The sequence below is a fragment of the Niallia sp. Sow4_A1 genome (assembly GCF_052116745.1).
In the GTDB taxonomy this organism is placed as follows: Bacteria; Bacillota; Bacilli; order Bacillales; family Cytobacillaceae; genus Niallia; species Niallia hominis.
Genome location: NZ_JBQKKM010000010.1, coordinates 55,681 through 81,737 on the forward strand (window position 1 = coordinate 55,681; position 26,057 = coordinate 81,737).

Consider the following 26,057-nt stretch of genomic DNA (forward strand, 5'->3'; position numbering starts at 1 on the left):
ACTTTAGGTCATTTCTTTTGCGTTAGATAACACGAAAAATGCGTGTATCCTTTCTCGAAAGAACAGGTCCTTTCCGGTTATAAGGCGGTGTACAAGGCGCTTGCGCTTTTCTTATATCATTAAACTTTAGGCAAATTTGTGCTAATTAAAGAATGATTGCAGTACGATGAGTATAAGTTTACTATAAATGGATGAATAGCTGATAACCATTTTTGTTTGTTCTTCCTACCAAATTAGGACAAAAAAGACTCAAACAGGAATTTCTCATCTTTTTTTTGGAGCATAATATATAGTAGGTGAACAATTTTGGAACATTTATTAGGGCAAGATTGGGAAATAACCCCTGCAGGTGGAGAAACAGGCGAAGCCTTTTTTGCACAAAATAATGGGCAGAAGCTTTTTTTAAAACGGAATTCTTCTCCGTTTTTAGCTGTGCTGTCAGCAGAAGGAATTGTCCCAAAACTTGTTTGGACAAAAAGATTTGAAAACGGAGATGTTTTTACTGCACAGCAATGGCTCATAGGGAGAGAATTTGGTCATTCGGATATGACGGATGAAAGAGTGACAATGTTGCTTAAAAAAATTCATACCTCGAAGCCTTTATTAGAGATGCTAAAAAGACTAGGTAAGACATCTTTTCATCCTGAGATGATATTGTCAGTCATAAAAGCAGAAATAGACGATGAGCTAAAAGAAAACGAGGATATTACTCGTTATATCCAATTCTTAGAAGATAATCTTCCGTTTATAAAAACAACAGAACATGTGGTATGCCATTGTGATGTTAATCATAACAACTGGCTGCTTTCTGAAGACAACCAGTTGTATCTCATTGATTGGGATGGAGCGATGATAGCAGACCCAGCCATTGATTTAGGAATGCTGCTTTATTGGTATATTCCAAAGGAAGATTGGAAAAATTGGTTACACACTTATGGTTATGAACTCACAGATAATTTATCTTTAAGAATGAAATGGTATGTTATTGCTCAAACCATTAACTCCATCCGCTGGTACAAGAAAAAAGGTCGTTTCAGTGAAATGGAAAGATGGATGAAGTTTTTACATGATATTGAATAACACCCATTTCAAAGTATTTCTGATAAATTATGATAAATTGTTAATGCCATCTACCCACTGAGACAATTGATTTTGATGTGAATGGATATGTGTGTCTAAATTTGAGGCAGTAACACCTTGTTCGCTGTAACGGTGAACTTCCTCCAAAATTGGAAGGATATTCTGATCGATTTGCTCATTGGATCTTAAGGATGTAATCAATCTTTCTATTTGCTCACATTCTGCAACAGATCCACAGCAGTCTGTTTGTTGATTACTGAGAATATCGGCTAGTAATGCTAGTTGATGCTCATGATTTATAGGCATACATAGAACACCCTTTCTATAGGTTCTAGTATGAAAAGAATAATACATTCTTTTCAAATACCAGTTAAGGAATTCACTTATAGGTTGTGAATTCTTTTTTTCTTTATACAATTGTTCCTAATGTAAATTTATCCTTATATAAATTCAAGTTGCCAATAAAAGAGTATTGCATCCATGTATAATGCATGATATTGTTTGAAACGATAGTTATTAATAAGGAGTGTCCACATGCGATTAAGACATAAACCATGGGCGAAAGATAAATTAAGTGCATATCCACAATATATTATCCAAAACCCTGTAGATTGGAAAGGAAAATGGGATCAAGCTTTTAGTCAAAAGGGTCCTATTCATATTGAAATTGGTACAGGTAAAGGTCGATTTATTACAGAAATGGCAAAAGCGAATCCTTCGATTAATTACATCGGCGTAGAACTTCAGGAAAGCGTCATTGTTTCTGCATTAGATCGCTTAATAGAGGCAGAGATTCCTAACTTGAAGTTAATGAATATAAATGCAGAAAAACTAAAGGAATATTTTGAAAAGGGAGAAATTGCAAGAGTTTATCTAAATTTCTCCGATCCTTGGCCAAAGACCAGACATGAAAAACGAAGACTTACTTATAAAACGTTCCTTGATTCGTATCAGTCTGTGCTTGTAAATCAAGGAGAAGTACACTTTAAAACAGATAATCAAGGTTTATTTGAATATTCTTTAAAGAGCTTTTCTGAATATGGCATGCTTTTAAAATATGTGAGTCTTGATTTGCATAATAGTGATTATGAAGGCAATATCATGACAGAGTATGAGGAAAAATTCTCAAATAGAGGAAATAGAATTTATCGTTGCGAAGTACAATTCAGATAATGTAAAAGAGCTGGGATATAAGTATTCCAACTATATAATAACCCGAACTATTTCACGTAGATGTTAAAAAACATGCGTATAATTGTTGTTCGGGTTATTATATAGGTCTCAGGTTAATTGATTCACATCAAGAATAGTTCCAGTCTCACAATCGGAAACAAATTCAAAAACCTCTTGTTTTTCACCATTCATTCGAGTAATACCACCTCTATAGACTGTGAGTGAAGATTCAGGAGTATGAAGTGTTTCTTTTTCCATATTGATCCACGATCCGTTAATCGGCCCCTTTTTTTTAAAGGCTGCTTTTGCTATATGTAAAACTTCATTACTTGATAGGTTATTGTTCTTTGTAATGGTTTTCTTCGCAAGATAACTTGCAGCCACTCCAACAACAACCCCTCCTAAACATTGTTTCCAATTCATAAACTTAGCTCCTTACGTTTTTTTTATTCAAAACAAGAATGTTTATCAAAAAGAAAGCCATCCTTTTAAACAGATAATGTTATTATATCTAATTTATATGCTAGAAGAAATGATAAGGTAATATTCTTCTTGCGAAGGTTGGTTTAATGAAATGGATTAATTGGCAGTAGTTAAAGGAAAGTAGTGGTATGTGTTTAAATATTTCGGTACAATAAATATATTATCCCATTCTTAACGGACAGAAACTTCCACCTGAAGCTTTAAGAGAATAGCAAGGAAGCAAGGTGGGAGATCAACTATCCGTAAAGGTCTAGATTGGTTCAACTAACCTTTAGTGGAGAGGAAGGGCCCCCTACTGATGGAAGTTTCACTTTATCAAATACATAGTTAATTAAAGGAGCTTTGCTATAATGGAACAACAAACTTTGGATATGTTTAGAACTTTAACAGAACTTCCTGGTGTAGCTGGGAATGAACATCAAGTTCGAAATTTTATGAAAGAACAATTAAGTCTTTATACAAATGAGATAGTGCAAGATAATCTTGGCAGTATATTTGGTGTAAAAAGAGGGCAAGAGGATGGCCCGACTGTAATGGTTGCTGGTCATATGGATGAAGTTGGATTTATGGTAACATCCATCACAGATAATGGAATGATTCGCTTTCAGCCAATAGGTGGATGGTGGAGTCAAGTGCTTCTAGCACAAAGAGTACAGATAATTACGAATAATGGTCCTGTAATAGGGGTTATTGGTTCTATTCCTCCACATCTATTGGATGAAGCATTAAGAAGTAAACCAATGGATATAAAAAATATGCTTATTGATATTGGTGCTGATGATAAAGAAGATGCCTTGAAAATTGGAATTAAACCAGGTCAGATGATTGTTCCAATTTGCCCATTTACTCCTCTTGCGAATGAAAAGAAAATTATGGCCAAAGCGTGGGATAATCGTTATGGCTGTGGGTTAGCAATTGAATTGTTGAAAAACCTTCAAGGAGAAGAGATACCAAATATCTTATATTCTGGTGCTACCGTACAAGAAGAAGTAGGTCTTAGAGGGGCTAGAACAGCAGCTAATATGATTAAGCCCGATGTATTCTATGCTTTAGATGCAAGTCCTGCAAATGATGCCTCAGGGGATAAAAATCAATTTGGCCAGCTTGGTAAAGGTGCCTTACTCCGTATTTATGATCGTACAATGGTTATGCATAAAGGAATGAGAGAATTTATTTTAGATACTGCTGAGTCTAATAAAATTGCCTATCAGTATTTTATTTCACCTGGTGGAACAGATGCGGGACAAGTTCATATTTCTAATGACGGGGTTCCAAGTGCTGTTATTGGAATATGTTCTCGATATATTCATACAAGTGCTTCTATTATTCATATTGATGATTATGCAGCTGCAAAGGAATTGCTTACTAAATTAGTAAAAACAACAGATAATACCACAATTGAAACACTGCGTGCTAATCAATAAATATAGTCAGATTTAGCGTAGATTTGCATTGTTTTGAACAAAGAAGAATTTTCTTCATAAAAGGTGTCTCAACTATAATTAGCTGAGATACCTTTTTCTGTAGAAATTTTGTTAGGAGAGAATAATCATGAAAGTTTGTATCGGTACAAATAATATGGCTAAAGTGAATGCCGTCAAAAATTGTCTAGGAAATGACAAACATATGGAATATGCTATGTTCAATGTTAGCTCTGGAGTCAGTGATCAACCATTTTCAGATGAAGAAACTATTAAAGGTGCAATTAATCGAGCCAAAGCTGCTTTACTAGAGGGAGAAGGGGAGATAGGGATTGGATTGGAAGGAGGAGTACATCACACAAATGATATCCTCTTTTTGAATAATTGGGGTGCATTAGTATTAAAGGATGGAACAACCTTTATCGCAAGTGGAGCAAGAATACCGTTACCGAAAGAAATTGAGACGGAGTTAGTTGCAGGGAAAGAATTAGGACCAGTTATGGATGAATATGCCCAAAAAGAAAATGTGCGCCATAACGAAGGTGCTATCGGGATATTTACAAGTGGGAGAATAAATAGAACCTCGATGTTTAAACATGTTGTCGAATTACTCATTGGACAAATGGAATTTCACCAAATAAATAAATAAAGCATAACTCTCATCCGACTTTTTCATAATAGAGGAGATGGCTTAAGTACACCATCTTCTCTATTATCTATATATAAGAGTTATTTTATTTAAAGCTGCTTTTCATCAGGAGGAGATAGCGTGAATTGATTTACTTCACTATGCAGATCTAAGGCGATTTGCTGAAGAAGAGAAGCGGAATCATTTACTTTAATAACAGCCTCTAATTGAACTTCACTAGAAGCAGAAACCTCCTGTGTGGAAGCAGCTGCATTTTGAGAAACATTGTATACCTCAAGAACATCCCCCTTTAAGGACTGATTTGCTTCCTTAATTTTCGTTACTGCTTTGTTGATTGTACCCACTTTTACATTGATATTGGCAATGGATTTCACTATATTTTCAAAAACTAATTTTGTCGTATAAACTGATTTTTCTTGATAACTCCTGTATTCGTTTAACTGTTCAGCATTTTCCTTCAGCTGATTCATTTCCTCTGTCATTTCAGAAACTAAGCAGTGGATGTCTTCTGCTTCCTTTTTTGATTTTTCTGCTAGATGACGAACTTCTGTTGCGACAACCGTAAATCCTTTTCCACTTTCTCCTGCTCTGGCAGCTTCAATAGCAGCATTTAAGGCAAGGAGATTTGTACTGTCTGCAATGGTTTGAATGGTATCAACAATCGAAGCGATTTTTTCCGAATAATAGGTAGCATGTACCACTTTTTTTGTTAGCATTTGTGTTAAGTGAAGAAAATGTGTAGATATATTTTCTAATTCCTTCACTGTTTGCAAGCCTATTTTACTTTCTTCGCTAGCTAAATGAACCTCTTTTGTAACCTGTTTATCAAGTGTCACTGCTTGCTCAATCGCTTCTTCCACATCTTTTATATTATGAAGACTGTTAAATAGACGATTAGACTGTTCTGAAGCTCCTAAAGCAATTTGCTGGATGCTTTGGTCCACTTCATTTGCTTGTGCAGTTGTCTCTTTTGAAATAGTACTTAACTCTTGGGACGAAGCATGTAATTGATCCCCTGAAGTAGAGATAAAGAGTAAACTATTTTGGACTTTTTCTGCCATCTGATTAAAAGCAATTGCAAGAATACTCATTTCATCTTTAGTTGTTATAGGAACACGATAATAAAAATTTCCCTCACTAATTTTTTTTGCAGCGGAGATAAGTAATTGAATCGATTTATTAATCATTTTTAAAAGAAATAATCCAATGACAAATAGGAGTAAAATGATGAGAATACTGACAGAAAGGATGATGGCAGTATACATTCTATTTTTTTGAAGCAATTCTGTATTTAATCTGTTTTGTTCACTAGATAGGGCGTTTTCAAGTTCTTGAATGTTGGTTTGGATGGATTGAGATTGTGAATCAAAGGCTGTGATAAAATCAGTACTTCCTTCATAAGAACGGTTGATTTCTTTCAAAGCATCAAAATAATTATTGAAACTAGTTGTAATCGCCTGCTTTTGCTCAGCTGAAAGAGCGGTGTTATTATCTAATCTATCTGCATAGCCGGATGAAATCTCGAGGAAATTTTCATAAAATATCTTATTTTGTGTAGTAATATAATGTTCTTCATTAGTATGTAATTCCTCGAGTTCAGAAATAAGAATGCTATCGTTTGTATACTGTATAATCGATTGCAGTTCTTTAACAGAACTTTGAACGTTCCCCTTTAGTCCTTCATATGGTTCGTAACCAATCGTTTCATATTGGTTAGACAATGTATCAAATCCATCTAAATAATTATTCCCATCTGCAGCTATTTGTTTAAATTTTTGTTGTAGTTCTTTTGAAAGATTTTTATCTTCACTGTATTGCTCAGCTAGGTGGACTAATTTTGTCCCCTCAGCTTTTACACTTTCTGCTAATGCGTAGCTTGGTAATTGAAGATATTCCCCTTCGATATTTCGTGTCTCATAAATAATCGCTTTAATCTCTTTTCCATCCCCAATAGTAGATAATAGATGTAGTTCTTGTTGTTTACTTTCTGTTTGAGCATTATTAAGAACGAATATTGCGCCTAAAATAGAAATAAATCCACAAATTGCTAATCCTAAAATAAAATATAATTTCGATTTTATTGTTTTCATCCTATCACCTCTTTTTGAAAATTCTTAAAAAACTGAATATTATATAATTATAGATGGGAATAAAAAATAGGACAATAGTCATTTAAAGAATTTTATGAAATAGTTAAAATGACATAAAAAAAGAGAGGAGATTGGTTGATAAAATACAATCAATAGGAAAGCATATTAGTAGTTAGGAAAAGGGAATTCTGATACTATTTAAAGAAAGTGGCATGAATTATTTAAGGGGGCTTTACAATGAAAGATTTACAATCAGTAGAAGAATTTACAGAGCTTAAAAATAGTCCGGAAAAACATATTTTTCTTTTTTCAGCACAATGGTGTGGAGACTGTCGATTTATTGAACCATTTATGCCAGAAGTAGAAGCTAAATATGATAACTATACATTTGTACATGTGGATCGAGATAAATTTATTGATACATGCATCGAATTAGACGTATTTGGCATTCCAAGCTTTATTGCTTTTGAAGGCGGAAAAGAACTAGGCAGATTTGTAAGCAAGGATCGAAAAACACAAGAAGAAATTGAAAAATTTATTGAGTCTTTATAAAGGAATGGTGCGTATTTATTACGTGCATAAGTGAGAAGCAGTTTAAGAAGATTTGTTTACGTTAAAAGGTTGTCTCCCATAAAAAATATAGCGTAGGAATAACATAGTTTCCTGCTATATTTTTCTATTTGAGATAACCTTTTTCCATTGATTTGAATAAAATTCATTATCAAAACGATGAATATAAGATGGGATAGAGTATAATAAAAAAAATGACACCTAATAGGACGGAAGTGAAGCAAGAATGAAAATGACCAGTAAAAAAATGAAGGACATGCTTAAACAACGAATTAATAACGAGGATCGGACATTTACTTTTGATAGTAAAAAAGATCTGGTACGCATAGAAAGCAAGCAGACAGGCAAGGGCGTTACGGTCTCTTTACCTGAAATAATTGCAAAATGGGAAACACAAAAAGAGAAAGCAGTAGATGAGATTGTTTATTATATTGAGCATGGATTAGGAGCAATTGAAAAAGATAGCAAAATAGATGGGAAAGAGAAAAAAATCTTTCCAGTTATACGTTCTACTTCTTTTCCACAGCAATCGAATGAAGAGATTCCATTTATAACAGATGAGCATACAGCAGAAACAAGAATATACTATGCCTTAGATATGGGAAACACGTATCGTCTCATCGACGAGAAATTAATGGAAAAGGAAAAGTGGACAAAGACAGCTATTAAAGAGATGGCTCTCTTTAACGTAAGGTCTCTACCAACTAGTGTAAAGACAGACAGTGTTGCAGAAAATATCTTTTATTTTATAAATAGTAATGATGGCTACGATGCAAGTAGGATATTAAATGATGCATTTTTAAAAGAAATGGACGAACAGATGGAAGGAACAATGACTGTTGCTGTGCCACATCAGGATGTCCTTATAATTGGAGATATTCGAAATGAAACAGGGTATGATATACTTGCCCAAATGACGATGAGCTTTTTTGCAAGTGGCAGAGTTCCAATTACTGCATTATCTTTTCTCTATGAAAATGGAGAATTAGAGCCAGTGTTTATATTAGGGAAAAATAAAAAGCGCGAAAAATAATCGTATAGAATGTAATCAAATCGATGCATAAATTACTTTTGAATGACATCTAATTGAAATGTTTTTATATTAAAATAACATGCATGTAGATTGAAAGATACCATGGAGAAGAGGAACACCATTCCTTTGATGAAAACGGGGAAATTACCCCGTTTTACTTAATTAAAAAGAGAAACTTGATGAAAGGGCAATTAGGAATCAAAAAACTTTCAAATCGTTTCTCTTTTTTTGTGGATGACGCTTATTATACGAATCGAAGGTTTAATTTTTGTTTAGTCTCTTCCTGAATAGGGAAAGGAAGAGATGTTAAAAAATAGTGCTCGAAATTCTGAACATAACTGTTAAAATAGTAATGAGATTTGAAAGAAAGAGTGATTAAGTGTGAATTGGTTCAAGAAAGTATTTAAACAGTTTGTTAGTGAAGAAGATGAGCTGAACCAAATTGAAGAAACGGTAGAGGTATACGATCAACCAAACAAGGAATCAACAGCATGGAAAAAAGAGATGGATTCCAAAGTTATTTATCAATATCCGAAAGGAAACTTTCGCTTTCCGTTAATTCCAGATGGGGATGAAGACGATAGGAAGGAAATGGAAAGGAAAACTAGAAGAGAGAAAGCAAGACAAACTTTCGCGGATGAAAGACAAGATAGCAATAAACCATTTAATCGTCCATTAAAAGAAGAGCCTAAAAGTAATCCGAGGGAAAATCAAACATCCAATACATATAGTTCTAATCGACCTTTTAAGCCGACTGAAACAATTTCTCCTATATATGGATATAATCGCCCGGAACGAAAAGAAACGAGTATTACGATACAACAACCAAGAGTAAAAGAAGAGATTGAATCTCCGGTTGAATCAGCTACTATCCAGACAGAACAAAGGCAGAATGAGGAATTACTTGCATGGAAAGAAATAGTGAATGATAAGATAGCTGTAGCACAAGAACAACCTACATCCACTCAGGAAGTAATCGAGCCAATTAATGAGCAAGAGGAAATACTTTCTCTGTTTACAGAAGAATGGTTAGAGAGTGAGAAAAACTTGCAATATAAGGATAGTGGGGATAGTTCACTAGAAGCGGAAGAAATAGTTTCACCTGAAATGGATGATGAAATTACTACACAAACTGAAAGGTTAGTAGAAGAGCAAGAACAAAACGATCAGCCGATTTTGCTGAAAGATTTGGAAATTAGGGAAGAAAAAATTCCTGAGCAAAATAAGGAAGAAATCATTGGAGCAATTGAAGAAGAATCGCGAGAGACAGAATTACAAGAAAAAGAAAACAAGAAAGCAACCTCTTCTAAAAAAGGTCCATTGCCTTTTAATGTATTGATGCTAAATAAAGATAGACAGTCTTTGGCTAATAAAAAAGTCGAAAATAAAGCCTATGAGAAGCCGCTTCAGCAACCGAAGTTGGAAGAAGAAACCACTTCTATGCTAGAGAAGGATATAGAGAACCATCATGATTTACCATATTACGTTTTTCCAGAAGAAAATTTATTACATCCCCCTATTTTGCAAATAGAAAAGGACGGCTGGATTGAAGAGCAGACACTACTTTTAAATAATACATTTACTAACTTTAATGTTCATGCAAAGGTAGTAAATGTAACACAAGGACCCTCTGTGACACGATATGAAGTACAGCCTGAGCCAGGAGTTAAGGTTAGTAAAATTACAAACCTTTCGGATGATCTAAAATTAAGCTTAGCTGCTAAAGATATAAGAATTGAAGCACCAATTCCTGGAAAGCATACGGTAGGAATAGAGGTGCCAAATCAAAGTAGCCGACCTGTGCTAATAAGAGAAATTTTGGAAAGCGATGAATTTAAAAATTCATCTTCTCCTTTAACTGTAGCTATGGGATTAGATATTTCCGGTAAACCAATCGTAACAGATTTACGAAAAATGCCACATGGCTTAATCGCTGGGGCAACTGGTTCTGGGAAAAGCGTCTGTATAAATACAATGCTTGTTAGCTTGCTGTATAAGGCAAAGCCAGAAGAATTAAAGCTATTGTTAGTGGATCCTAAAATGGTTGAGTTGGCACCATATAATTATGTGCCGCATTTAGCTAGTCCCGTTATTACAGATGTAAAGGCGGCAACGGCTGCATTAAAATGGGCTGTAGAAGAGATGGAAAGAAGATATGAGTTATTAGCACATGCCGGGGTTAGAGACATTACTAAGTTTAATCAACTAGCTGATGAACATAAAAGATACAGTGACAAATTGCCTTATTTAGTTATTGTGATTGATGAATTAGCGGATTTAATGATGATGGCACCAGCAGATGTAGAAGAAGCAATTAGCAGAATAGCTCAAAAAGCAAGAGCGTGTGGAATTCACCTTTTGATTGCCACACAGAGACCTTCAGTTGATGTTATTACCGGTTTGATTAAGGCAAATGTGCCGACACGAATCGCTTTCTCAGTCTCCTCTCAAATTGATTCACGAACCGTAATAGATATTAGTGGTGCCGAGAAGCTATTGGGTAAAGGAGATATGCTGTTTTTAGAAAATGGAACATCAAAGCCAGTACGATTGCAAGGTACCTTTGTATCAGATGAAGAAATTGATCAAGTAGTGGCCCACGTTAGAAAAGAAAGAAAACCTGAATATTTATTTGAACAAGAAGAGCTGTTAAAAAAGGTCCAAATGTCTGAAGAAGAAGATGAGCTATTTTATGAAGCATGTGAATTTATTATTGAACAAGGTGGTGCTTCAACATCTAGTCTTCAAAGGAACTTTAAAATTGGCTATAATCGGGCAGCAAGGCTGATTGATATGATGGAAAAGCAAGGGTTTATATCAGAAGCAAGAGGAACGAAGCCTAGAGAAGTATTAATCACAGAAAGTGAATTAATACAATTGCAGGACAGTGAATGAAAAAAGGCTGTTTTCTAAAAAATCGTATTTTATTAATAAAAAAGAATTAGTTGGAAAAATAGAGTAGCGTTATACCTAGACCTAATGAGAGAGTAGCGAGCCACTTTGAGACCCTGCAGAAGCGATTTTAGTGCGAGCCCTGCGGAAAGCGAAGTGTATTTTAGACTTGGGGATAGAGTAACATCTTTACGAAAAAGCTATAAGAAAAGGCATTTGGTTAAAAATGTCATACATTGGAAATGTATTGTTGCGTAGTTTTTCAACTTAAAAGATGATATAATGAATAAATGTGAAATAAAAAAGGAAAAAAAAAGTTAATGTTTAGCGAGAACATGAATAAATGCTAAATGAGAAAAAATAAAATAAAATCAAAATTGCATACATATAAATGCAATTAGCAAATTGAATGAGGATATCATATACTGTTAAAAGATATGCGTAGTTGGAGGTTCTTTATATGACTATTTACCACTTCGTAGGTATAAAAGGGTCGGGGATGAGTGCATTAGCACAAATTTTACATGATATGGGTTTCGAAGTACAAGGATCAGATGTGGAGAAAACATTTTTCACTCAGGTTGCTTTAGAACAAGCAGGAATAAAAATTCTTCCTTTTCAACGAGAGAACATTAAACCAGGAATGAATGTGATTGTTGGGAATGCTTTTCCTGATACACATGAAGAAGTAGAAGAAGCAGTGAAGCTAGGACTTCCAGTTATTCGTTACCATCGTTTCCTTGGCGATTTTATGAAGCAATTTACAAGTATAGCCATAACGGGTGCGCATGGTAAAACATCGACGACTGGGTTACTTTCACATGTAATGAAAGGTGCTAAGCCTACTGCGTATTTAATTGGTGACGGAACGGGTAAAGGGGTAGTAGGAGCAGAATATTTTGCTTTTGAAGCTTGTGAATACAGAAGACATTTTCTTTCGTATTTCCCTGATTATGCTGTAATGACTAATATTGATTTTGATCACCCAGATTATTTTGCTAATGTGGATGATGTATTTTCTGCCTTTCAAGAAATGGCATGGCAAGTTAAAAAAGGAATTTTTGCTTGTGGAGATGATGAACATCTACAAAAAATTCAAGCGAAAGTACCGGTAGTATTTTATGGATTTGGTGACGAAAATGACTTCCAAGCAAGGAATGTGGAGAAAACAACGGAAGGCACAACGTTTGAAGTGTATGTACGTAATACGTATTACAATACATTCTCTATCCCGACATTTGGTGATCATAATATCTTAAATGCTCTATCGGTGATCGCGCTTAGCCATTATGAAGAATTGGACGCAGAAGTCGTGAAAGAACGTTTAATGACATTTGAAGGTGTTAAACGAAGATTTACAGAAAAGACAATCGGTACACAGGTAATTATTGATGACTATGCCCACCATCCTACAGAAATCAAAGCAACGGTGGAAGCAGCACGTCAGAAATATCCTGATCGTGAAGTAGTTGCTGTATTCCAGCCACATACATTTTCGCGTACACAAGCGTTTCTTCAAGAATTTGCAGACAGTTTGAATTTGGCAGATTCTACCTATCTATGTGATATATTTGGTTCTGCCCGTGAAAATCACGGTAAACTAAGCATAAAAGACTTAGCAGATAAAGTACCGGGAAGCAAAATCATTTCCGAAGAAACGATTTCTTCATTAAGTGAACATAATAACAGTGTCATCTTGTTTATGGGCGCAGGCGATATTCAAAAATATCAAAGTGCTTATGAAAAAACATTAGAATAGACAATAGGACTCTTAGCTTCATATTTAAGAGGGGAAAGAAAGGGATCAGAATGTTAATTCTGATCCCTTTTTTGACAATTTATACGGATATTTTAAAAACCAAATGTTTAGAATTTCAATATCATTACTTTAAATTCTCTGGATTCAATGCTTCTAATTCTGGAATGACAAACTTACCATCTTTTCTGATGAGCACATCGTCAAAGTAGATTTCTCCGCCACCATAATCAGGACGTTGAATATTTACCATATCCCAGTGGATATTGGAGTTATTGCCATTATAGGCGTTATCGTAAGCTTGTCCTGGTGTAAAGTGGAAGCTTCCATCGATTTTCTCATCGAATAAGATATCTTGCATCGGATGTAAAATATATGGGTTTACTCCAATAGCAAATTCACCAATATAACGAGCACCTTCATCTGTATCCAGAACTTTGTTCAATCTTTCTGTATCATTTGAAGTTGCTTCAACAATTTTTCCATCTTCGAACTTTAAGCTTACATTTTCAAAAGTAAAGCCCTGATATGGGGAAGGTGTGTTATATGTTAGTACTCCATTGATTGAATCTCGTACAGGAGCAGTATAGACTTCACCATCTGGGATATTCATTTGTCCAGAACATTTTATTGCAGGAATATCCTTAATAGAGAAGGTTAAGTCTGTGCCAGGACCAGCTAAACGAACTTTATCTGTACGATTCATTAACTCCACAAGGGCATCCATTGCTATATCCATTTTCCCGTAATCTAGATTACATACATCGAAATAGAAATCCTCAAATGCATCTGTGCTCATTCTCGCAAGCTGTGCCATGGATGCACTAGGATAACGTAGGACAACCCATCTAGTTTTTGGCACACGAATTTCTCTATGTACCTTTTTACCAATTGTCGATCCTTCAATCTTCATTCCCTCTGCTGGTACGTCTGCAAGTTCATTAATGTTATCGCCAGCACGAAGCCCAATGTATGCATCCATATTACGCATTACATTTGCTTCAAATTGTGCCATCATTTCATATTGCTCTTCTTGAGCTCCTAAAAGCAAGGAACGATTAATATCATTGTCTTTTAGGTAAACAAATGGGTAACCTCCAACAGCGTATGCTTCACGGACAAGGGCTTTTACAAGCTCCTTTTGAAGTCCAAAGTTTTCAATAAGTACTTTTTCTCCTTTTTGTAAACGAACAGAATAATTAATTAAATTTTTTGCTAGTTGATCAATGCGTGGATCTTTCATATGTACCTCCAAGTTTTATAAATGTGATAACTTTCTTATTGTACCCGAAAAAATTTTTTCCTTAAATATAAACGGTTATAAAAAATAAGAAATAAGAAAAAAATAATCAGAATCGGACTCTTTCTATTATTTTTCTCCACAAACATGGTCCCGTAGTAGAGGAATGGAAAGGAATCATTTGTTTCTGTAAGTTTTTCCAATTATAATAAAACTAAGGTTTTAGTCATACCGATTGTGGGAAAAGACCAATAAAGTGGAGGTGCGATAAGGATGATAAATCTTTTATATTTAAGTGTAGCTTTAATAGCTATAGCATTTACAATTCTAGTCATTTATGTTGCTAGAACATTGAAATCACTACATATCACGCTTGATAGTGTTTCAAAAACACTTGTCGGGTTAGAAAGGCAATTAGATGGCGTTACAAGAGAAACAACAATTTTATTACAAAAAACGAATGATTTAGCTACAGATATTCAACAGAAATCGGAAAGTTTAAATTCAGTCGTAGATGCAGTCAAGGATGTAGGAACAAGTGTACAAGGTTTTAATCAGTCTGTTCAAACGATTACGCAAAATGTAGAAAATACACTTACGAAAAATCAAGATAAAATAGCTCAAATTGTTCAATATAGCAAAGTATTTATGAATATTAAAGATCAGTGGCAAGCTAGAAAGACAGAACAAAATCGAACGCGAGTAAGAAGTAATTAAAAGGAGGATGTTTAATAATGAAGCGAGAACAAGAAATAATCCATGCAAATGAAAACTCAAGTACGAAGGATTTTCTAGTCGGTGCCATTTTAGGTGGGGTTGTCGGTGCAGCTACCGCTTTATTTCTTGCTCCAAAGCCTGGAAAAGAATTGCTTCATGATTTGAACGGACAAGCAGGAGCTTGGAAGGATAAAGGAATTGAATTAACGGATACTGTAAAAGAAAAAGGCACAGAGTTCATTTCCATTGCGAAGGATAAAACAGACAAGATTAGTAATGTAGTAACAAAAACTTCTAGTGATATTATGGATAAGGTGAAAAGTACGAAAGCACAAGATAATACTTCTGATCATTTTGATGAACTGAAAGAAGAGGCATCTGATTTAAGTACTAGTTTAAAAAGCTCGGAATTTGATGAAATTCAACAAAAACTAGCAGAAACAAAAAAAGCATTTGATGAAACAGAAAGTAAATACAATCATTGATAAGGACGATTTGTATAAAATATCGTTAAAGTTTGCAGTCTATATTACCATTCGCTTTCTACGCTAAAAAGAGACAGTCTTTTAAGTTAAGCTACATGCAGATAGCCAATAGGTATATAGGCTGTTTTAAGTAGATTGATTCCTTTCTAGAACCCTTTCGATTAGTTAAAGAGTCTTAGGAAAGCTATTTAAGATAGGATGGTTAGAAATGAAAAAAATAGACACTGTTGAAAAATTTGAAGGTCTTGTTCAAAGTAAAGAGATATTTTGGTTGGTTAAGCATAGCTTGACATGTCCAATTAGTGCGAATGCTTTTGATGAATATAAACAATATGCGGAAGATAATAAAGAAATCGCTACATACTATTTAGCTGTACAAGAATCAAGAGCATTATCTAACTATATTGCAGAAAATTATCAAGTAAGGCATGAATCTCCGCAAGCGTTACTTTTTGAAAACAATCATATTGTTTGGCATACATCACATGGAAAAATAACGGTAGATTCTTTACAAAAAGCTGTGATAGAAAGATAATGTAGGGTAGTCCTAGCGATTCAGCTAAAGATAAGTAAAAATCAAATTTTACATAAACACACAAAAAAAGGAAGTCGGAAGATGGTAGTCTGACTTCCTTTTTGTAATGTTAAATGATTTATAACCGTTTATTTGTCTTTATTCTAACTTCCTGTTTTAACAGGCCAAACGATTGAAAGCTTATCGTCTTTTTTTATAGGGGTTAAAAAGGTTGCACGTTCTCCGTTTCGTAAAAGCTGAAAAGATCCCCCGCCGTTTTGAGGCATATTAATATTTACAAAAGCGAATAAATCTTGAAATAAAAACCCCTCAAATGGTTTTTGCTCTATTCTAATGTCATCTCCACTGTATAAAAGATCATCCAGTTGTAGAATTTGTCCCTTTCTTTGTATTTGTGCTAATTGTTTTGTAAGGGTTATTTTTTTGTCATTAAAATAGACAGGAAGTATTTGGTACATTAAAATTTGTTTTTTTTCTGTTAATTCTTGAACAGTTGGTGTTTTTCTTTGTTCTAATATAATTTCATCATTATGTTCAAAATACTGACTTATACGACAAGGCAAACCATTCTTAATAATTTTTCCAGAAAAAGCAGGAAGAATCGTTTCTTTTCCGTTTATTAAAAGTTGGAATGGCTGAAGTTCATCAATAAGATGGGTTAAATTTAGTGATTTTAATGCCTCATGAATGGTGGTATCTGCGTGATACACGATGATATCTTTATCTTCTACTTGGTAATCACTTGAAACAGCTTCTCCATTGCATACAATCTTAGAATGAATCGTATAGCTTTTATTATTAATCATAATATTTTTGTCTGCTTCTGTATCAATTAAGTCCTTTATTTGAACAATTGCTTGTTCTCCATCCTTCCCACAGTAAACGGTTAATGCTTCTCCATCCTCCACTGTATCTTCTAATGAGCAAGGTATTTCATTTCTTAAAATAGTTGGTCCTTTGCCATGACTTCCTGGAATAGTTATTTTTTGATTATTTATCGTAACAATCATAGCATTGCCTGGTTTTCCATATAGCTGGGTCATCTTTATGCCAGATGCCAAAAGACAATCTCCAACGGTTAATTTATTTACTTCAAATAATCTGACAGGTTGTTCATTAATATAAACCGTTTTATATTGGACTGGCATTTTTTCAGCTGTAATAGCGATTCCAATTGGTGTTACAAGCTCTGGTCCAAAGTGGAAGGACTTTTCAAAGGTTAGTTGGGTGATAGCATCGATTCCTCTTATTGCAACTCTATTAGCAGGCAAATTTAGCATTTCTGCAATCTTCAACTGTAATGCCGGCGTTTGGCTTCCGCCACCAACTAGCATTACTGCTTTAGGTGATTTGTGATTATTTAACGAAAGAATTTCCCTACAGATGGTATCTGCCAATTTATCTAGTGCTGGCTCGATTTCTTTAATAACCTCTTCTTTATGTAATTCAGTCGTGAATCCAAGGATATCTGAAATCTCAATATGATCATTTTGAGATAATTCTCTTTTCGCCTTCTCTGCCAGTGGAAAGTCTAATAAATATGCATCACTTAGTGCCTCGGTTATTTCATCTCCCGCAACGGGGACCATTCCATAGGCAATAACAGTACCAGAATCAGTAATTGCTATATCGGATGTTCCAGCCCCAATGTCTACTAAAGCAACATTTAATCTTCTCATGGAGGGGGGTATAAGTACATTGATGGCTGCAATTGGTTCAAGCGTTAAAGCTTGCATTTCTAAATCTGCTCTATGTAAAGCAGCTATCAGGGATTCGACAACAACCTTAGGTAAAAAAGTAGCGATAATTTCTACTTTTGCAATTAAACCTTGCTGGTCAATTAAGCTACCCATTTCTTGATCATCAAGAGAATAGTGGAGAACAGAATAGCCAACACAATAATAAAATTGTCCTTTATCACGTTCATTTTTTTCTGCAACAGAGCTTTGAGCTTGCTGCACAGCAGTCAATTCCAAATGTAATATATCTTCTTTTGTAATTAACGGTTTTCTTTCTATGTTCATTTCATAAGATGCTCGTTCTGTCTTTAAAGCTCTTCCAGCAGCTGCAACACTAACTTTTTCCAGAGGGCCATGTTTTATTTCTAATTGATTTTTAATTTCTTTAATAATTTTAGATACGGCTAATACGTCATGAATTTGACCATCTAACATTGCTCTTTCTGTATGTTCAATGGCTAAAAGGTCAGAAACATGATATTTGTCTTCTTTCTTTTCTAAGATAATACCGACAACGGAGCGAGTACCAATATCTAATGCAAACAGTTTTTCATTATTTTGCACAGAAAAACACCTTCTTTTTTATTTAAATATAAACTCTTGTTCAAGGCAGAATCATTTATTAACATATTAATTATAACGCTTTAACGCTTAAAAGCGTTTAATTATTAAAGAAAAATAGTGACAAGGCGATAAATTTGATTTATAATTAATCCAATTAAAAGAAATGTAACATATTTTTGTATTTGTATAAAGAATCTAGGCAAATTGTATAATGGAATTATACGGTTTTGGTCTTTTTTAATGAAGGGATGAGGATGATTGTGAGCAATAAGGAATTGGAAGAATTACGTAATCGTGTAGATGAGCTAAACTTAGAAATTTTAGAAAAAATTAATGAGCGTGCAAGCCTTGTTCAAAAAATTGCGCAAACAAAAGATACCCACGGTGTACATCGATATGATCCAGTCCGTGAAAGAAAGATGCTTGATCATATTTTAAATAAAAATAATGGTCCATTTGATAATGGAACTATTTCTCATTTATTTAAGCAGATTTTTAAAATGGGCTTACAATTACAACAAGAAGATGATAGTAAAGCATTATTAGTATCACGTAAGAAAAAGGCAGAGGATACAATTGTTGATATTAAAGGAACAAAAATTGGTGATGGTACGCCAAAATTTGTGTTTGGTCCTTGTTCAGTTGAATCTTATGAGCAAGTAGCTCAAGTTGCTGCATCGGTGCAAGCAAAAGGGCTAAAGCTTCTTCGTGGTGGTGCATTTAAGCCGAGAACATCTCCTTATGATTTCCAAGGCCTAGGTGTAGAAGGTTTAAAAATATTAAAAAGAGTAGCAGATGAATATGATTTAGCAGTAATCAGTGAGATTGTGAGTACGGAGCATATCGAAACAGCTCTAGATTATATTGATGTCATTCAAATTGGTGCACGTAATATGCAAAACTTTGAATTATTAAAAGCAGCTGGTAGTGTGAAAAAACCAATTCTATTAAAACGTGGATTAGCGGCAACGATAGAAGAATTTATAAATGCTGCAGAATATATCATGTCCCAAGGGAATGACCAAATTATCCTTTGCGAACGTGGTATTCGTACGTATGAGCGTGCAACAAGAAATACATTAGATATCTCTGCGGTTCCTATCTTAAAACAGGAAACGCATCTGCCAGTCTTTGTTGATGTAACACATTCGACAGGAAGAAAAGATTTGTTATTACCTTGTGCAAAGGCAGCTTTAGCAATTGGAGCAGATGGAGTAATGGCAGAAGTTCATCCTGATCCTGCAGTAGCATTATCTGATTCTGCACAGCAAATGGACATTGAACAATTTGATGAATTTTACCGAGCAATACAATCTACACCGTATGTAAGAGTTTAAAGCTCTAGTAGAATAGGTAAAGAGTCCCGTTCGTGTTAAACTAACATGAACGGGTTTTTTATCTTTTAAACGGGTAAAGAAAAACTATGTAATATAAATGATTACTTATACATCAATAGGATAATTATTTATATTTTTCTCGTTTTTATGGTAAACTGAATGGAAGAATGCTCAAATAAGGTTTTATTTTACTAAATGACGAAAAAAAGTCGATTTTTTTGAAAAAAAATGAAAGCTTGTCATTGCGGCTTTTGCGACGATATCGTATCATTAGTACATAATTAGACAAGATTAGCTAAATAAAAATCGATTATGATTAGGAAGTAGCTTCTTGCCGTAAAATAATAGAAAGAAATTAGTTCGACTAAAAGGAGTGCAAAATAACAATGAATATAACAATATATGACGTTGCAAGAGAAGCGAGTGTTTCTATGGCAACCGTTTCCCGTGTTGTTAATGGAAATCCGAACGTAAAGCCAACAACAAGAAAAAAGGTTCTAGAAGTTATCGATCGATTAGGATATCGTCCCAATGCAGTAGCGAGAGGGCTTGCAAGTAAGAAAACAACAACTGTTGGAGTAATTATTCCAGATATATCAAGTACTTTCTTTGCAGAATTAGCTAGAGGGATTGAAGATATTGCTACAATGTATAAATATAATATTATTTTAAGTAACTCTGATCAAAATAAAGATAAAGAGCTACATTTATTAAACACGATGTTAGGAAAACAAGTGGATGGTATTGTATTTATGGGTGGTAATATAACAGAGGAACATGTTACTGAGTTTGAGAAGTCTCCTGTGCCAATCGTTCTTGCTGCTAGTATAGAGGAAAGCAAGAAGATTTCTTCTGTTAATATTGATTATGCTCAGGCTGCATATGATGTGGTGACTAGCTTTGTGGAGAAGGGTCATAAGTCTATTGCAATTGTTCTAGGATCCTTAGAAGAGCCAATCAATAAAAATGAGAAATTAGGCGGTTATAAGAAGGCTTTAGAGGCAGCTGGGATTGCTTATAATGAAGATTTAGTAATTGAAGGAGATTATACCTATGAATCTGGTATGGAATCTTTTGATAAATTAATGGAAATTGATAATAAACCAACCGCTATCTTTGTTGGTTCAGATGAAATGGCTTTAGGGGTAATTCATGGAGCTGAAGATAAGGGATATAAAGTTCCGGAAGATTTTGAAATTGTGACATCTGATAATACGAAATTAACTTTAATGGTACGTCCACAACTAACAACTGTTGTACAACCTTTATATGATATAGGGGCAGTAGCAATGAGATTGCTGACCAAATATATGAATAAAGAAACGGTGGAAGATCATATTGTAACACTTCCACACCGTATTGAATCTCGTAAATCAACAAAATAATGATTTATTAAAAACCAAAGCTGGAGAAAATTCTAGCTTTGGTTTTTTGTATGGGAAAATGATTAAGGTTTTGGGATGGTGTTTGTAATAAGGATAAAAAGAAGAGAGAATCAATGATGATTCTCCCCTCAAATATGCTTTAATTATTCTCTTTCTCACCATCATCCTTGGTTTGTTCTGCATTGTTTTGCTGGTTCTCTTGTTTCGTGTTTTCTTCATTATTTTCTTTTTTATTGTCGGATTTTTCTTCTTTTTGTTCTTCTTGCACTTTTCCTATAACAATTTCATTTGATGCTTTTGATTCTTTCCCCGCAATATCAACAGCCTTAACGATAAAGGTTCCATTACTTGCTTTAAAGCTCAATGTATTGCCTGCTTTTATGCTTTGTACCTTTTTTCCATCCTTATATACACGATAGCCAATAACATCTTTTTCATTATGTTTGCTCCATGTAATCGTATCACCTTTTTGACTTATTTTCAGTGCATTAGGTGCCTTACCATTGTCTTCAATCTTATTATTTGGAATGATAAGATTCTTCAGCTTTGGATTATTTTCGCTTAATATACTTGAATCACTAATGCGTATACCAAATAATTTTTCAATGTAATCTGGATTTAACATTAATCCTTCTTCGGCAAATTCACTTGGTGTTGAATCTAAGGCCATGTATTTTTTATTGTTAATCTCAACATATTTACCAGCAACTAAGCTATCATCCTTTTTGGATGGAACAGTACCAGATTTAAATAAATCGGTAGTAACTAACCCAGCTTTGGAGCAGCCCTCAGAAGGAAGTAGTCCAGAAATAGAACAAACAGATTGTCTTACGATTCCACCAGGCATTTTAAAGGTTTCTGAAGGATCAATGAGCTCAGGTGCTATGTCGTATGCAGCGTTCAATAAATCTGCCCATAAATAATTATTACGTTTACTGTATGATAAGCCAGATGTTTCTAATGATTTTGGTGTATCATAGCCGGTCCATACTCCGAATGTAACATTCGGATTGGTGGCAATTAACCAAGAATCATTTAAATCCTGTGTTGTACCAGTTTTTCCAGCCCAATCTGAGTGGAATTTTAAGCGGCCATTTACAGCAGCTGCTGTTCCTTGATTAATAACATCTCTCATCATATCTAATGTTAAATATGCAGTTTGTGGACTAAATACATCCACGGGCTGTACTTCATGTTGATAAATAATATTTCCATCTTTATCTTCAATTTTTTCAATCATATATGCATCAATATGTTTACCGCTATTAGCAAATGTAGAAAATGCATTTGTATTTTCTTCAACAGTTAACCCATATGAAAGCCCTCCGATAGCGGCAGATCTTGTAGAATAATCTTGTTCATCTAAAGTAGTAATACCCATTTTTTCTAGATATTTCATTGGGTTTTGCGGCATGATATCAATATATGCCTTAACAGCAGGAACGTTATAGGATTGTTGCAATGCATATCTTGCTGTTACCAACCCATGGAACCGAAAATCATAGTTGTTTGGCCATACTTTTCCTGGTGTACTAGGGTTTAACTTTAATGGTAAGTCTGGAAGAACACTACCTGGTGATAATGTGCCTAGTTCAATGGCAGGAGCATATACTAGTAGTGGTTTCATTGTTGATCCATTTGGTCTAACACTGCTTGTAGCATGGTTTGTCGCTTCTCGATTATAATCACGTCCCCCAACAAAGCTGATAATCGCTCCGGTTTTATTTTCTATTAGAATTGCTCCCGTTTCTACTGGTTCCATAATGGTTACTTTTTCATTCGTTTCTGGATCAATCACTTGTTGTGGCTTGTCTGGACCAAATAGTTGAGAGTTTTTAACCGTTTCTTGTTGAATATCATAAATTTTCTTATTAATAGTGCTATGAATTTTATAGCCATTTTGATGGATTTGACGGTCTGCAATTATGTTGTACTGTTCTGCTAATATGTCATCTGCTTGTAAGTCTTCTTTTGTATATCCGTCTTCTTTTGCTAACAGCTCAGCAATAATTTCTATACTTCTTTGTTGTATCTCAATAGTTAAAGCAGGATATTCTTCAATTGGACTTTTTTTAGGACCAATAAAATCCTCCGTTATATCATATGCTATAGCAGCTTCATATTCTTTTTTAGAAATTTTTTCTTGATCATACATTCGGTTTAAAACGGTTTTCATTCGATTTAAACCAGGTTCTAAGTTCTTTTTTAGCTTTCCTTCTTGGGTAAAAGGAGTATAACCAAATGGACTTTGCGGGAGTCCTGCAATAAATGCAGCCTGCGGCAATGTTAAGTCTTTAGCTTCCACTCCAAAGATTCCGTTTGCTGCTGCTTGTACACCAGCAATGTTTCTGCCAGAAGAATTTCTTCCAAAAGTTGAAACATTTAAGTATGCTTCTAATATTTCATCCTTGTCAAAAAATTTCTCTAGCCTCAGCGCTAGTAATATTTCCTTAGCTTTTCTTTCAAAAGATACTTCATTTGTTAAGATTTGATTCTTTATCAATTGTTGTGTTAACGTACTTCCTCCTGATTGAGTGGAAGTGTTAGCAACTTCTTGAAATAATGCACGGAAAATTGCTTTTGGGACTACTCCGTTATGGGTATAGAAATTTTCATCCTCTGTAGCAATCACAGCATCCTTTAAATAGGATGAAACATCTTTAATTTTTACTTCTTCTCTTTCAAGGTCAGTAGGAACTTTTCCTAGAAAATCATTGTTGGCAAAGTATAGTTCGGATGTTTCTTCATAATTGTAAATTTCTTTTTGCATGGAAGCATAAGGACGAATTGGCTCATCTTTAACAAGTGATGCAAAGTATCCTGCACCAATTCCGAGGCCAAATGCCCCGCCTATCACGATAATAATGATAAACAGCAAGGTAACATTCCATGTTACCTCATAGGTTACACGGGCTCCTTTTATTGTTCTTTTATTGGTGAAGAAGTTTTTAAAATGGTTTAATGCATTTTTCCACTTCGGCCTTTCATTCATGTATCATTCCCCCTAAAATCACATACATTATAGCATAAAGAAGAAGGGAATATAGACAGAGTTCGGTATTTTTCCTCTTTTTTCGAATAATTGTTTGACATTAATAGCTTTACTATGGTAAAAATAAGCTAACTATATATTGATTCGTTATTGCTTTGAAGGGAAGAAGTAGTTCTTTTATCACTAGAAACAGAGAGCCATTGGTTGGTGGAAAATGGTATAAATAAAAGGATGAATTACCTCCTGGAGCTTTCACTGGGAAAATTGCGCATATTTGTGTATTAGTAGCAGTGAACGGTAGAAACCGTTATTCTAATTAAAGTGGAGAATCATTTTCTCAAGTTTTGGGTGGTACCGCGCTAATTTGGCGTCCCTGCATTTAATTGCAGGGACTTTTTTGCGTTACCTATCAACAATAACGAAAAATATGATAAGTACAACTACTTATAATTAATGGAGGAATATAAATGAACTTACTAGAAGATCTTCAGTGGAGAGGGATTATTTATCAACAAACAGACGAAGATGGCTTGAAAGAGCAATTAGCAAAAGGAATGACTAGTTTGTATTGTGGAGTGGATCCAACTGCTGATAGTATGCATATTGGCCATTTACTGCCATTTCTAACATTAAGACGTTTTCAAAATGCTGGGCATCGACCAATTGTATTAGTCGGTGGGGCAACTGGTTTAATTGGAGACCCAAGTGGAAAAAGCGAAGAAAGAAAGCTGCAAACATTAGACGTTATTGGACACAATGTGAAATGCTTGCAATCTCAATTAGAAAGAATCTTTGATTTTGATGGAGCAAATGGTGCAGTAATGGTTAATAACTATGACTGGGCAGGGAAGATGGATATTGTAACCTTCCTACGTGATTATGGAAAGCATATTGGTATCAATTATATGTTAGCAAAAGATACGATTGCGAATCGTTTGGAAACAGGAATTTCCTTTACAGAATTCACGTATACGATATTACAAGCATTGGACTTTTTACATTTATATGAAAACCATGATTGCAAATTGCAAATTGGCGGCAGCGACCAATGGGGAAATATTACAACTGGATTAGAATTAATTAGAAAGAATATGCCAGAAGGTGCAAAGGCCTACGGGTTAACGATACCTCTTGTAACAAAAGCAGATGGCACTAAGTTTGGGAAAACGGAAAGTGGAGCAGTTTGGTTAGATCCTGAAAAAACAACTCCATATGAGTTTTATCAATTTTGGATTAATACTGCCGATGCAGATGTAATTAAATATCTAAAATTCTTTACTTTCCTTTCAAAAGAAGAAATAGAAGCATTAGAAAAATCGGTACAAGAGGAAGCACATCTACGTAAGGCACAAAAAACATTGGCAGAAGAAATGACAAAATTAATTCATGGCGAAGTGGCACTTGAACAAGCACAAAAGATAACTGCAGCATTGTTTAGCGGTGATATAAAAAACTTAACTGCAGAAGAAATAAAACAAGGTTTTAAAGATGTGCCGACATATGAACATAAAGAGGGAGAAGCCCTTCTTGTAGATTTACTTGTAGCAGCAGGGATTGTATCTTCGAAAAGACAAGCGCGTGAAGATATAACTAATGGAGCTGTCTATATTAATGGGGAACGGAAACAGGCATTAGATTATGTCCTGACAGAGGAAGATCGGATTGAAGGACAGTTTACTGTCATTCGACGTGGAAAGAAAAAATATTATTTAATTAAGTTTTAAAGGGAAATGCCTCAAAAGGATTACTTTTGAGGCATTTTTTTTATGAAAGGGAGAAACTGTATATGCTCAAGCTAAATATTCAATTGTGAAGGTTCTATCTTATTGCTTCCTCTTTTTCTAATGGCAACATTTTGTTACAAAATATTGTCTAAAATGTGAAAAAGATATATTTTCTTCCAATTGCAATCTGTT

At 34.5% G+C, this 26,057-nt stretch carries 20 protein-coding genes and 1 other annotated feature; of the genes, 14 read left to right on the forward strand and 6 right to left on the reverse strand.

The window, feature by feature from the left end:
* Positions 1 to 306: 306 nt before the first annotated feature.
* On the forward strand, positions 307 to 1,080 hold the full coding sequence (locus ACTQ5K_RS07810) for a phosphotransferase family protein (protein WP_251628733.1): 774 nt from the start codon (positions 307 to 309) through the stop codon (positions 1,078 to 1,080).
* A gap of 27 nt (positions 1,081 to 1,107) precedes the next feature.
* On the opposite strand, the gene ACTQ5K_RS07815 is transcribed toward ACTQ5K_RS07810, so the two are convergent.
* Entirely contained in the window at positions 1,108 to 1,386 is a 279-nt protein-coding gene (locus tag ACTQ5K_RS07815; protein WP_031540505.1) for a YtzH-like family protein, read from the reverse strand.
* 228 nt (positions 1,387 to 1,614) lie between these two features.
* Here ACTQ5K_RS07815 and trmB point away from each other — a divergent pair, with 228 nt between their 5' ends.
* On the forward strand, positions 1,615 to 2,253 hold the full coding sequence (trmB, locus tag ACTQ5K_RS07820; RefSeq protein ID WP_031540506.1) for a tRNA (guanosine(46)-N7)-methyltransferase TrmB: 639 nt from the start codon (positions 1,615 to 1,617) through the stop codon (positions 2,251 to 2,253).
* Between the two features lie 108 nt (positions 2,254 to 2,361).
* Here trmB and ACTQ5K_RS07825 read toward each other — a convergent pair whose 3' ends face one another.
* Positions 2,362 to 2,676, reverse strand: a complete 315-nt coding sequence (locus tag ACTQ5K_RS07825) for a hypothetical protein (protein ID WP_031540507.1) — start codon at positions 2,674 to 2,676, stop codon at positions 2,362 to 2,364.
* A 410-nt stretch (positions 2,677 to 3,086) separates the two neighbouring features.
* On the opposite strand from ACTQ5K_RS07825, the gene ACTQ5K_RS07830 reads away from it, so the two are divergent.
* Together ACTQ5K_RS07830 and ACTQ5K_RS07835 are read left to right on the forward strand one after the other, a co-directional pair.
* On the forward strand, positions 3,087 to 4,160 hold the full coding sequence (locus ACTQ5K_RS07830) for a M42 family metallopeptidase (RefSeq protein ID WP_031540508.1): 1,074 nt from the start codon (positions 3,087 to 3,089) through the stop codon (positions 4,158 to 4,160).
* Positions 4,161 to 4,287: 127 nt separating this feature from the next.
* Complete coding sequence (locus ACTQ5K_RS07835) at positions 4,288 to 4,806, forward strand: DUF84 family protein (protein ID WP_031540509.1); 519 nt, start codon at positions 4,288 to 4,290, stop codon at positions 4,804 to 4,806.
* Positions 4,807 to 4,895: 89 nt separating this feature from the next.
* Here the strand turns inward: ACTQ5K_RS07835 and ACTQ5K_RS07840 are convergent, their stop codons facing one another.
* Complete coding sequence (locus ACTQ5K_RS07840; protein ID WP_235251228.1) at positions 4,896 to 6,896, reverse strand: methyl-accepting chemotaxis protein; 2,001 nt, start codon at positions 6,894 to 6,896, stop codon at positions 4,896 to 4,898.
* A 237-nt stretch (positions 6,897 to 7,133) separates the two neighbouring features.
* On the opposite strand from ACTQ5K_RS07840, the gene ACTQ5K_RS07845 reads away from it, so the two are divergent.
* From ACTQ5K_RS07845 to murC, 4 genes are all read left to right on the forward strand, one after another.
* Entirely contained in the window at positions 7,134 to 7,448 is a 315-nt protein-coding gene (locus tag ACTQ5K_RS07845) for a thioredoxin family protein (protein ID WP_031540511.1), read from the forward strand.
* Positions 7,449 to 7,698: 250 nt separating this feature from the next.
* On the forward strand, positions 7,699 to 8,499 hold the full coding sequence (locus ACTQ5K_RS07850) for a DUF1444 domain-containing protein (protein ID WP_031540512.1): 801 nt from the start codon (positions 7,699 to 7,701) through the stop codon (positions 8,497 to 8,499).
* A gap of 381 nt (positions 8,500 to 8,880) precedes the next feature.
* Positions 8,881 to 11,394, forward strand: a complete 2,514-nt coding sequence (locus ACTQ5K_RS07855; RefSeq protein ID WP_441993814.1) for a DNA translocase FtsK — start codon at positions 8,881 to 8,883, stop codon at positions 11,392 to 11,394.
* A gap of 457 nt (positions 11,395 to 11,851) precedes the next feature.
* Complete coding sequence (murC, locus tag ACTQ5K_RS07860) at positions 11,852 to 13,150, forward strand: UDP-N-acetylmuramate--L-alanine ligase (protein WP_031540514.1); 1,299 nt, start codon at positions 11,852 to 11,854, stop codon at positions 13,148 to 13,150.
* A gap of 124 nt (positions 13,151 to 13,274) precedes the next feature.
* Here the strand turns inward: murC and ACTQ5K_RS07865 are convergent, their stop codons facing one another.
* Positions 13,275 to 14,390 (reverse strand): aminopeptidase, encoded by a 1,116-nt coding sequence (locus tag ACTQ5K_RS07865; protein WP_441993815.1) that lies wholly within the window; start codon positions 14,388 to 14,390, stop codon positions 13,275 to 13,277.
* Positions 14,391 to 14,660: 270 nt separating this feature from the next.
* Here ACTQ5K_RS07865 and ACTQ5K_RS07870 point away from each other — a divergent pair, with 270 nt between their 5' ends.
* From ACTQ5K_RS07870 to ytxJ, 3 genes are all read left to right on the forward strand, one after another.
* On the forward strand, positions 14,661 to 15,104 hold the full coding sequence (locus ACTQ5K_RS07870; protein WP_035416867.1) for a DUF948 domain-containing protein: 444 nt from the start codon (positions 14,661 to 14,663) through the stop codon (positions 15,102 to 15,104).
* A gap of 17 nt (positions 15,105 to 15,121) precedes the next feature.
* A complete protein-coding gene (locus tag ACTQ5K_RS07875) occupies positions 15,122 to 15,589 on the forward strand; it encodes a YtxH domain-containing protein (RefSeq protein ID WP_031540517.1) in 468 nt (155 codons plus the stop codon).
* A gap of 208 nt (positions 15,590 to 15,797) precedes the next feature.
* The gene (gene ytxJ, locus ACTQ5K_RS07880; protein ID WP_031540518.1) at positions 15,798 to 16,124 is read left to right on the forward strand and encodes a bacillithiol system redox-active protein YtxJ; all 327 of its coding nucleotides are present in this window, start codon (positions 15,798 to 15,800) and stop codon (positions 16,122 to 16,124) included.
* A gap of 143 nt (positions 16,125 to 16,267) precedes the next feature.
* Here the strand turns inward: ytxJ and pilM are convergent, their stop codons facing one another.
* Positions 16,268 to 18,427, reverse strand: coding sequence for a cell division protein FtsA (pilM, locus tag ACTQ5K_RS07885; protein WP_031540519.1), 2,160 nt, complete (start codon positions 18,425 to 18,427; stop codon positions 16,268 to 16,270).
* Between the two features lie 260 nt (positions 18,428 to 18,687).
* Here pilM and ACTQ5K_RS07890 point away from each other — a divergent pair, with 260 nt between their 5' ends.
* Both ACTQ5K_RS07890 and ccpA read left to right on the forward strand, forming a co-directional pair.
* Positions 18,688 to 19,764, forward strand: a complete 1,077-nt coding sequence (locus ACTQ5K_RS07890; protein WP_031540520.1) for a bifunctional 3-deoxy-7-phosphoheptulonate synthase/chorismate mutase — start codon at positions 18,688 to 18,690, stop codon at positions 19,762 to 19,764.
* Between the two features lie 386 nt (positions 19,765 to 20,150).
* Positions 20,151 to 21,149 (forward strand): catabolite control protein A, encoded by a 999-nt coding sequence (ccpA, locus tag ACTQ5K_RS07895; protein WP_031540521.1) that lies wholly within the window; start codon positions 20,151 to 20,153, stop codon positions 21,147 to 21,149.
* Positions 21,150 to 21,288: 139 nt separating this feature from the next.
* On the opposite strand, the gene ACTQ5K_RS07900 is transcribed toward ccpA, so the two are convergent.
* Entirely contained in the window at positions 21,289 to 24,141 is a 2,853-nt protein-coding gene (locus tag ACTQ5K_RS07900; RefSeq protein ID WP_048718571.1) for a transglycosylase domain-containing protein, read from the reverse strand.
* 146 nt (positions 24,142 to 24,287) lie between these two features.
* Positions 24,288 to 24,519, forward strand: a binding site (T-box leader).
* Positions 24,520 to 24,608: 89 nt separating this feature from the next.
* Here ACTQ5K_RS07900 and tyrS point away from each other — a divergent pair.
* Entirely contained in the window at positions 24,609 to 25,865 is a 1,257-nt protein-coding gene (gene tyrS / locus ACTQ5K_RS07905; protein ID WP_031540523.1) for a tyrosine--tRNA ligase, read from the forward strand.
* The last annotated feature ends 192 nt before the right edge of the window (positions 25,866 to 26,057 follow it).

Coding starts and splice junctions, on each gene's coding strand:
- ACTQ5K_RS07815 (WP_031540505.1), bottom strand. CDS start 1,386: ATGCCTATAAATCATGAGCATCAACTAGCATTACTAGCCGATATTCTC.
- ACTQ5K_RS07850 (WP_031540512.1), top strand. CDS start 7,699: ATGACCAGTAAAAAAATGAAGGACATGCTTAAACAACGAATTAATAAC.
- ACTQ5K_RS07845 (WP_031540511.1), top strand. CDS start 7,134: ATGAAAGATTTACAATCAGTAGAAGAATTTACAGAGCTTAAAAATAGT.
- ytxJ (WP_031540518.1), top strand. CDS start 15,798: ATGAAAAAAATAGACACTGTTGAAAAATTTGAAGGTCTTGTTCAAAGT.
- tyrS (WP_031540523.1), top strand. CDS start 24,609: ATGAACTTACTAGAAGATCTTCAGTGGAGAGGGATTATTTATCAACAA.
- murC (WP_031540514.1), top strand. CDS start 11,852: ATGACTATTTACCACTTCGTAGGTATAAAAGGGTCGGGGATGAGTGCA.
- ACTQ5K_RS07875 (WP_031540517.1), top strand. CDS start 15,122: ATGAAGCGAGAACAAGAAATAATCCATGCAAATGAAAACTCAAGTACG.
- ACTQ5K_RS07830 (WP_031540508.1), top strand. CDS start 3,087: ATGGAACAACAAACTTTGGATATGTTTAGAACTTTAACAGAACTTCCT.
- ACTQ5K_RS07900 (WP_048718571.1), bottom strand. CDS start 24,141: ATGAATGAAAGGCCGAAGTGGAAAAATGCATTAAACCATTTTAAAAAC.
- ACTQ5K_RS07870 (WP_035416867.1), top strand. CDS start 14,661: ATGATAAATCTTTTATATTTAAGTGTAGCTTTAATAGCTATAGCATTT.
- ACTQ5K_RS07865 (WP_441993815.1), bottom strand. CDS start 14,390: ATGAAAGATCCACGCATTGATCAACTAGCAAAAAATTTAATTAATTAT.
- ACTQ5K_RS07840 (WP_235251228.1), bottom strand. CDS start 6,896: ATGAAAACAATAAAATCGAAATTATATTTTATTTTAGGATTAGCAATT.
- ACTQ5K_RS07825 (WP_031540507.1), bottom strand. CDS start 2,676: ATGAATTGGAAACAATGTTTAGGAGGGGTTGTTGTTGGAGTGGCTGCA.
- trmB (WP_031540506.1), top strand. CDS start 1,615: ATGCGATTAAGACATAAACCATGGGCGAAAGATAAATTAAGTGCATAT.
- ccpA (WP_031540521.1), top strand. CDS start 20,151: ATGAATATAACAATATATGACGTTGCAAGAGAAGCGAGTGTTTCTATG.
- ACTQ5K_RS07835 (WP_031540509.1), top strand. CDS start 4,288: ATGAAAGTTTGTATCGGTACAAATAATATGGCTAAAGTGAATGCCGTC.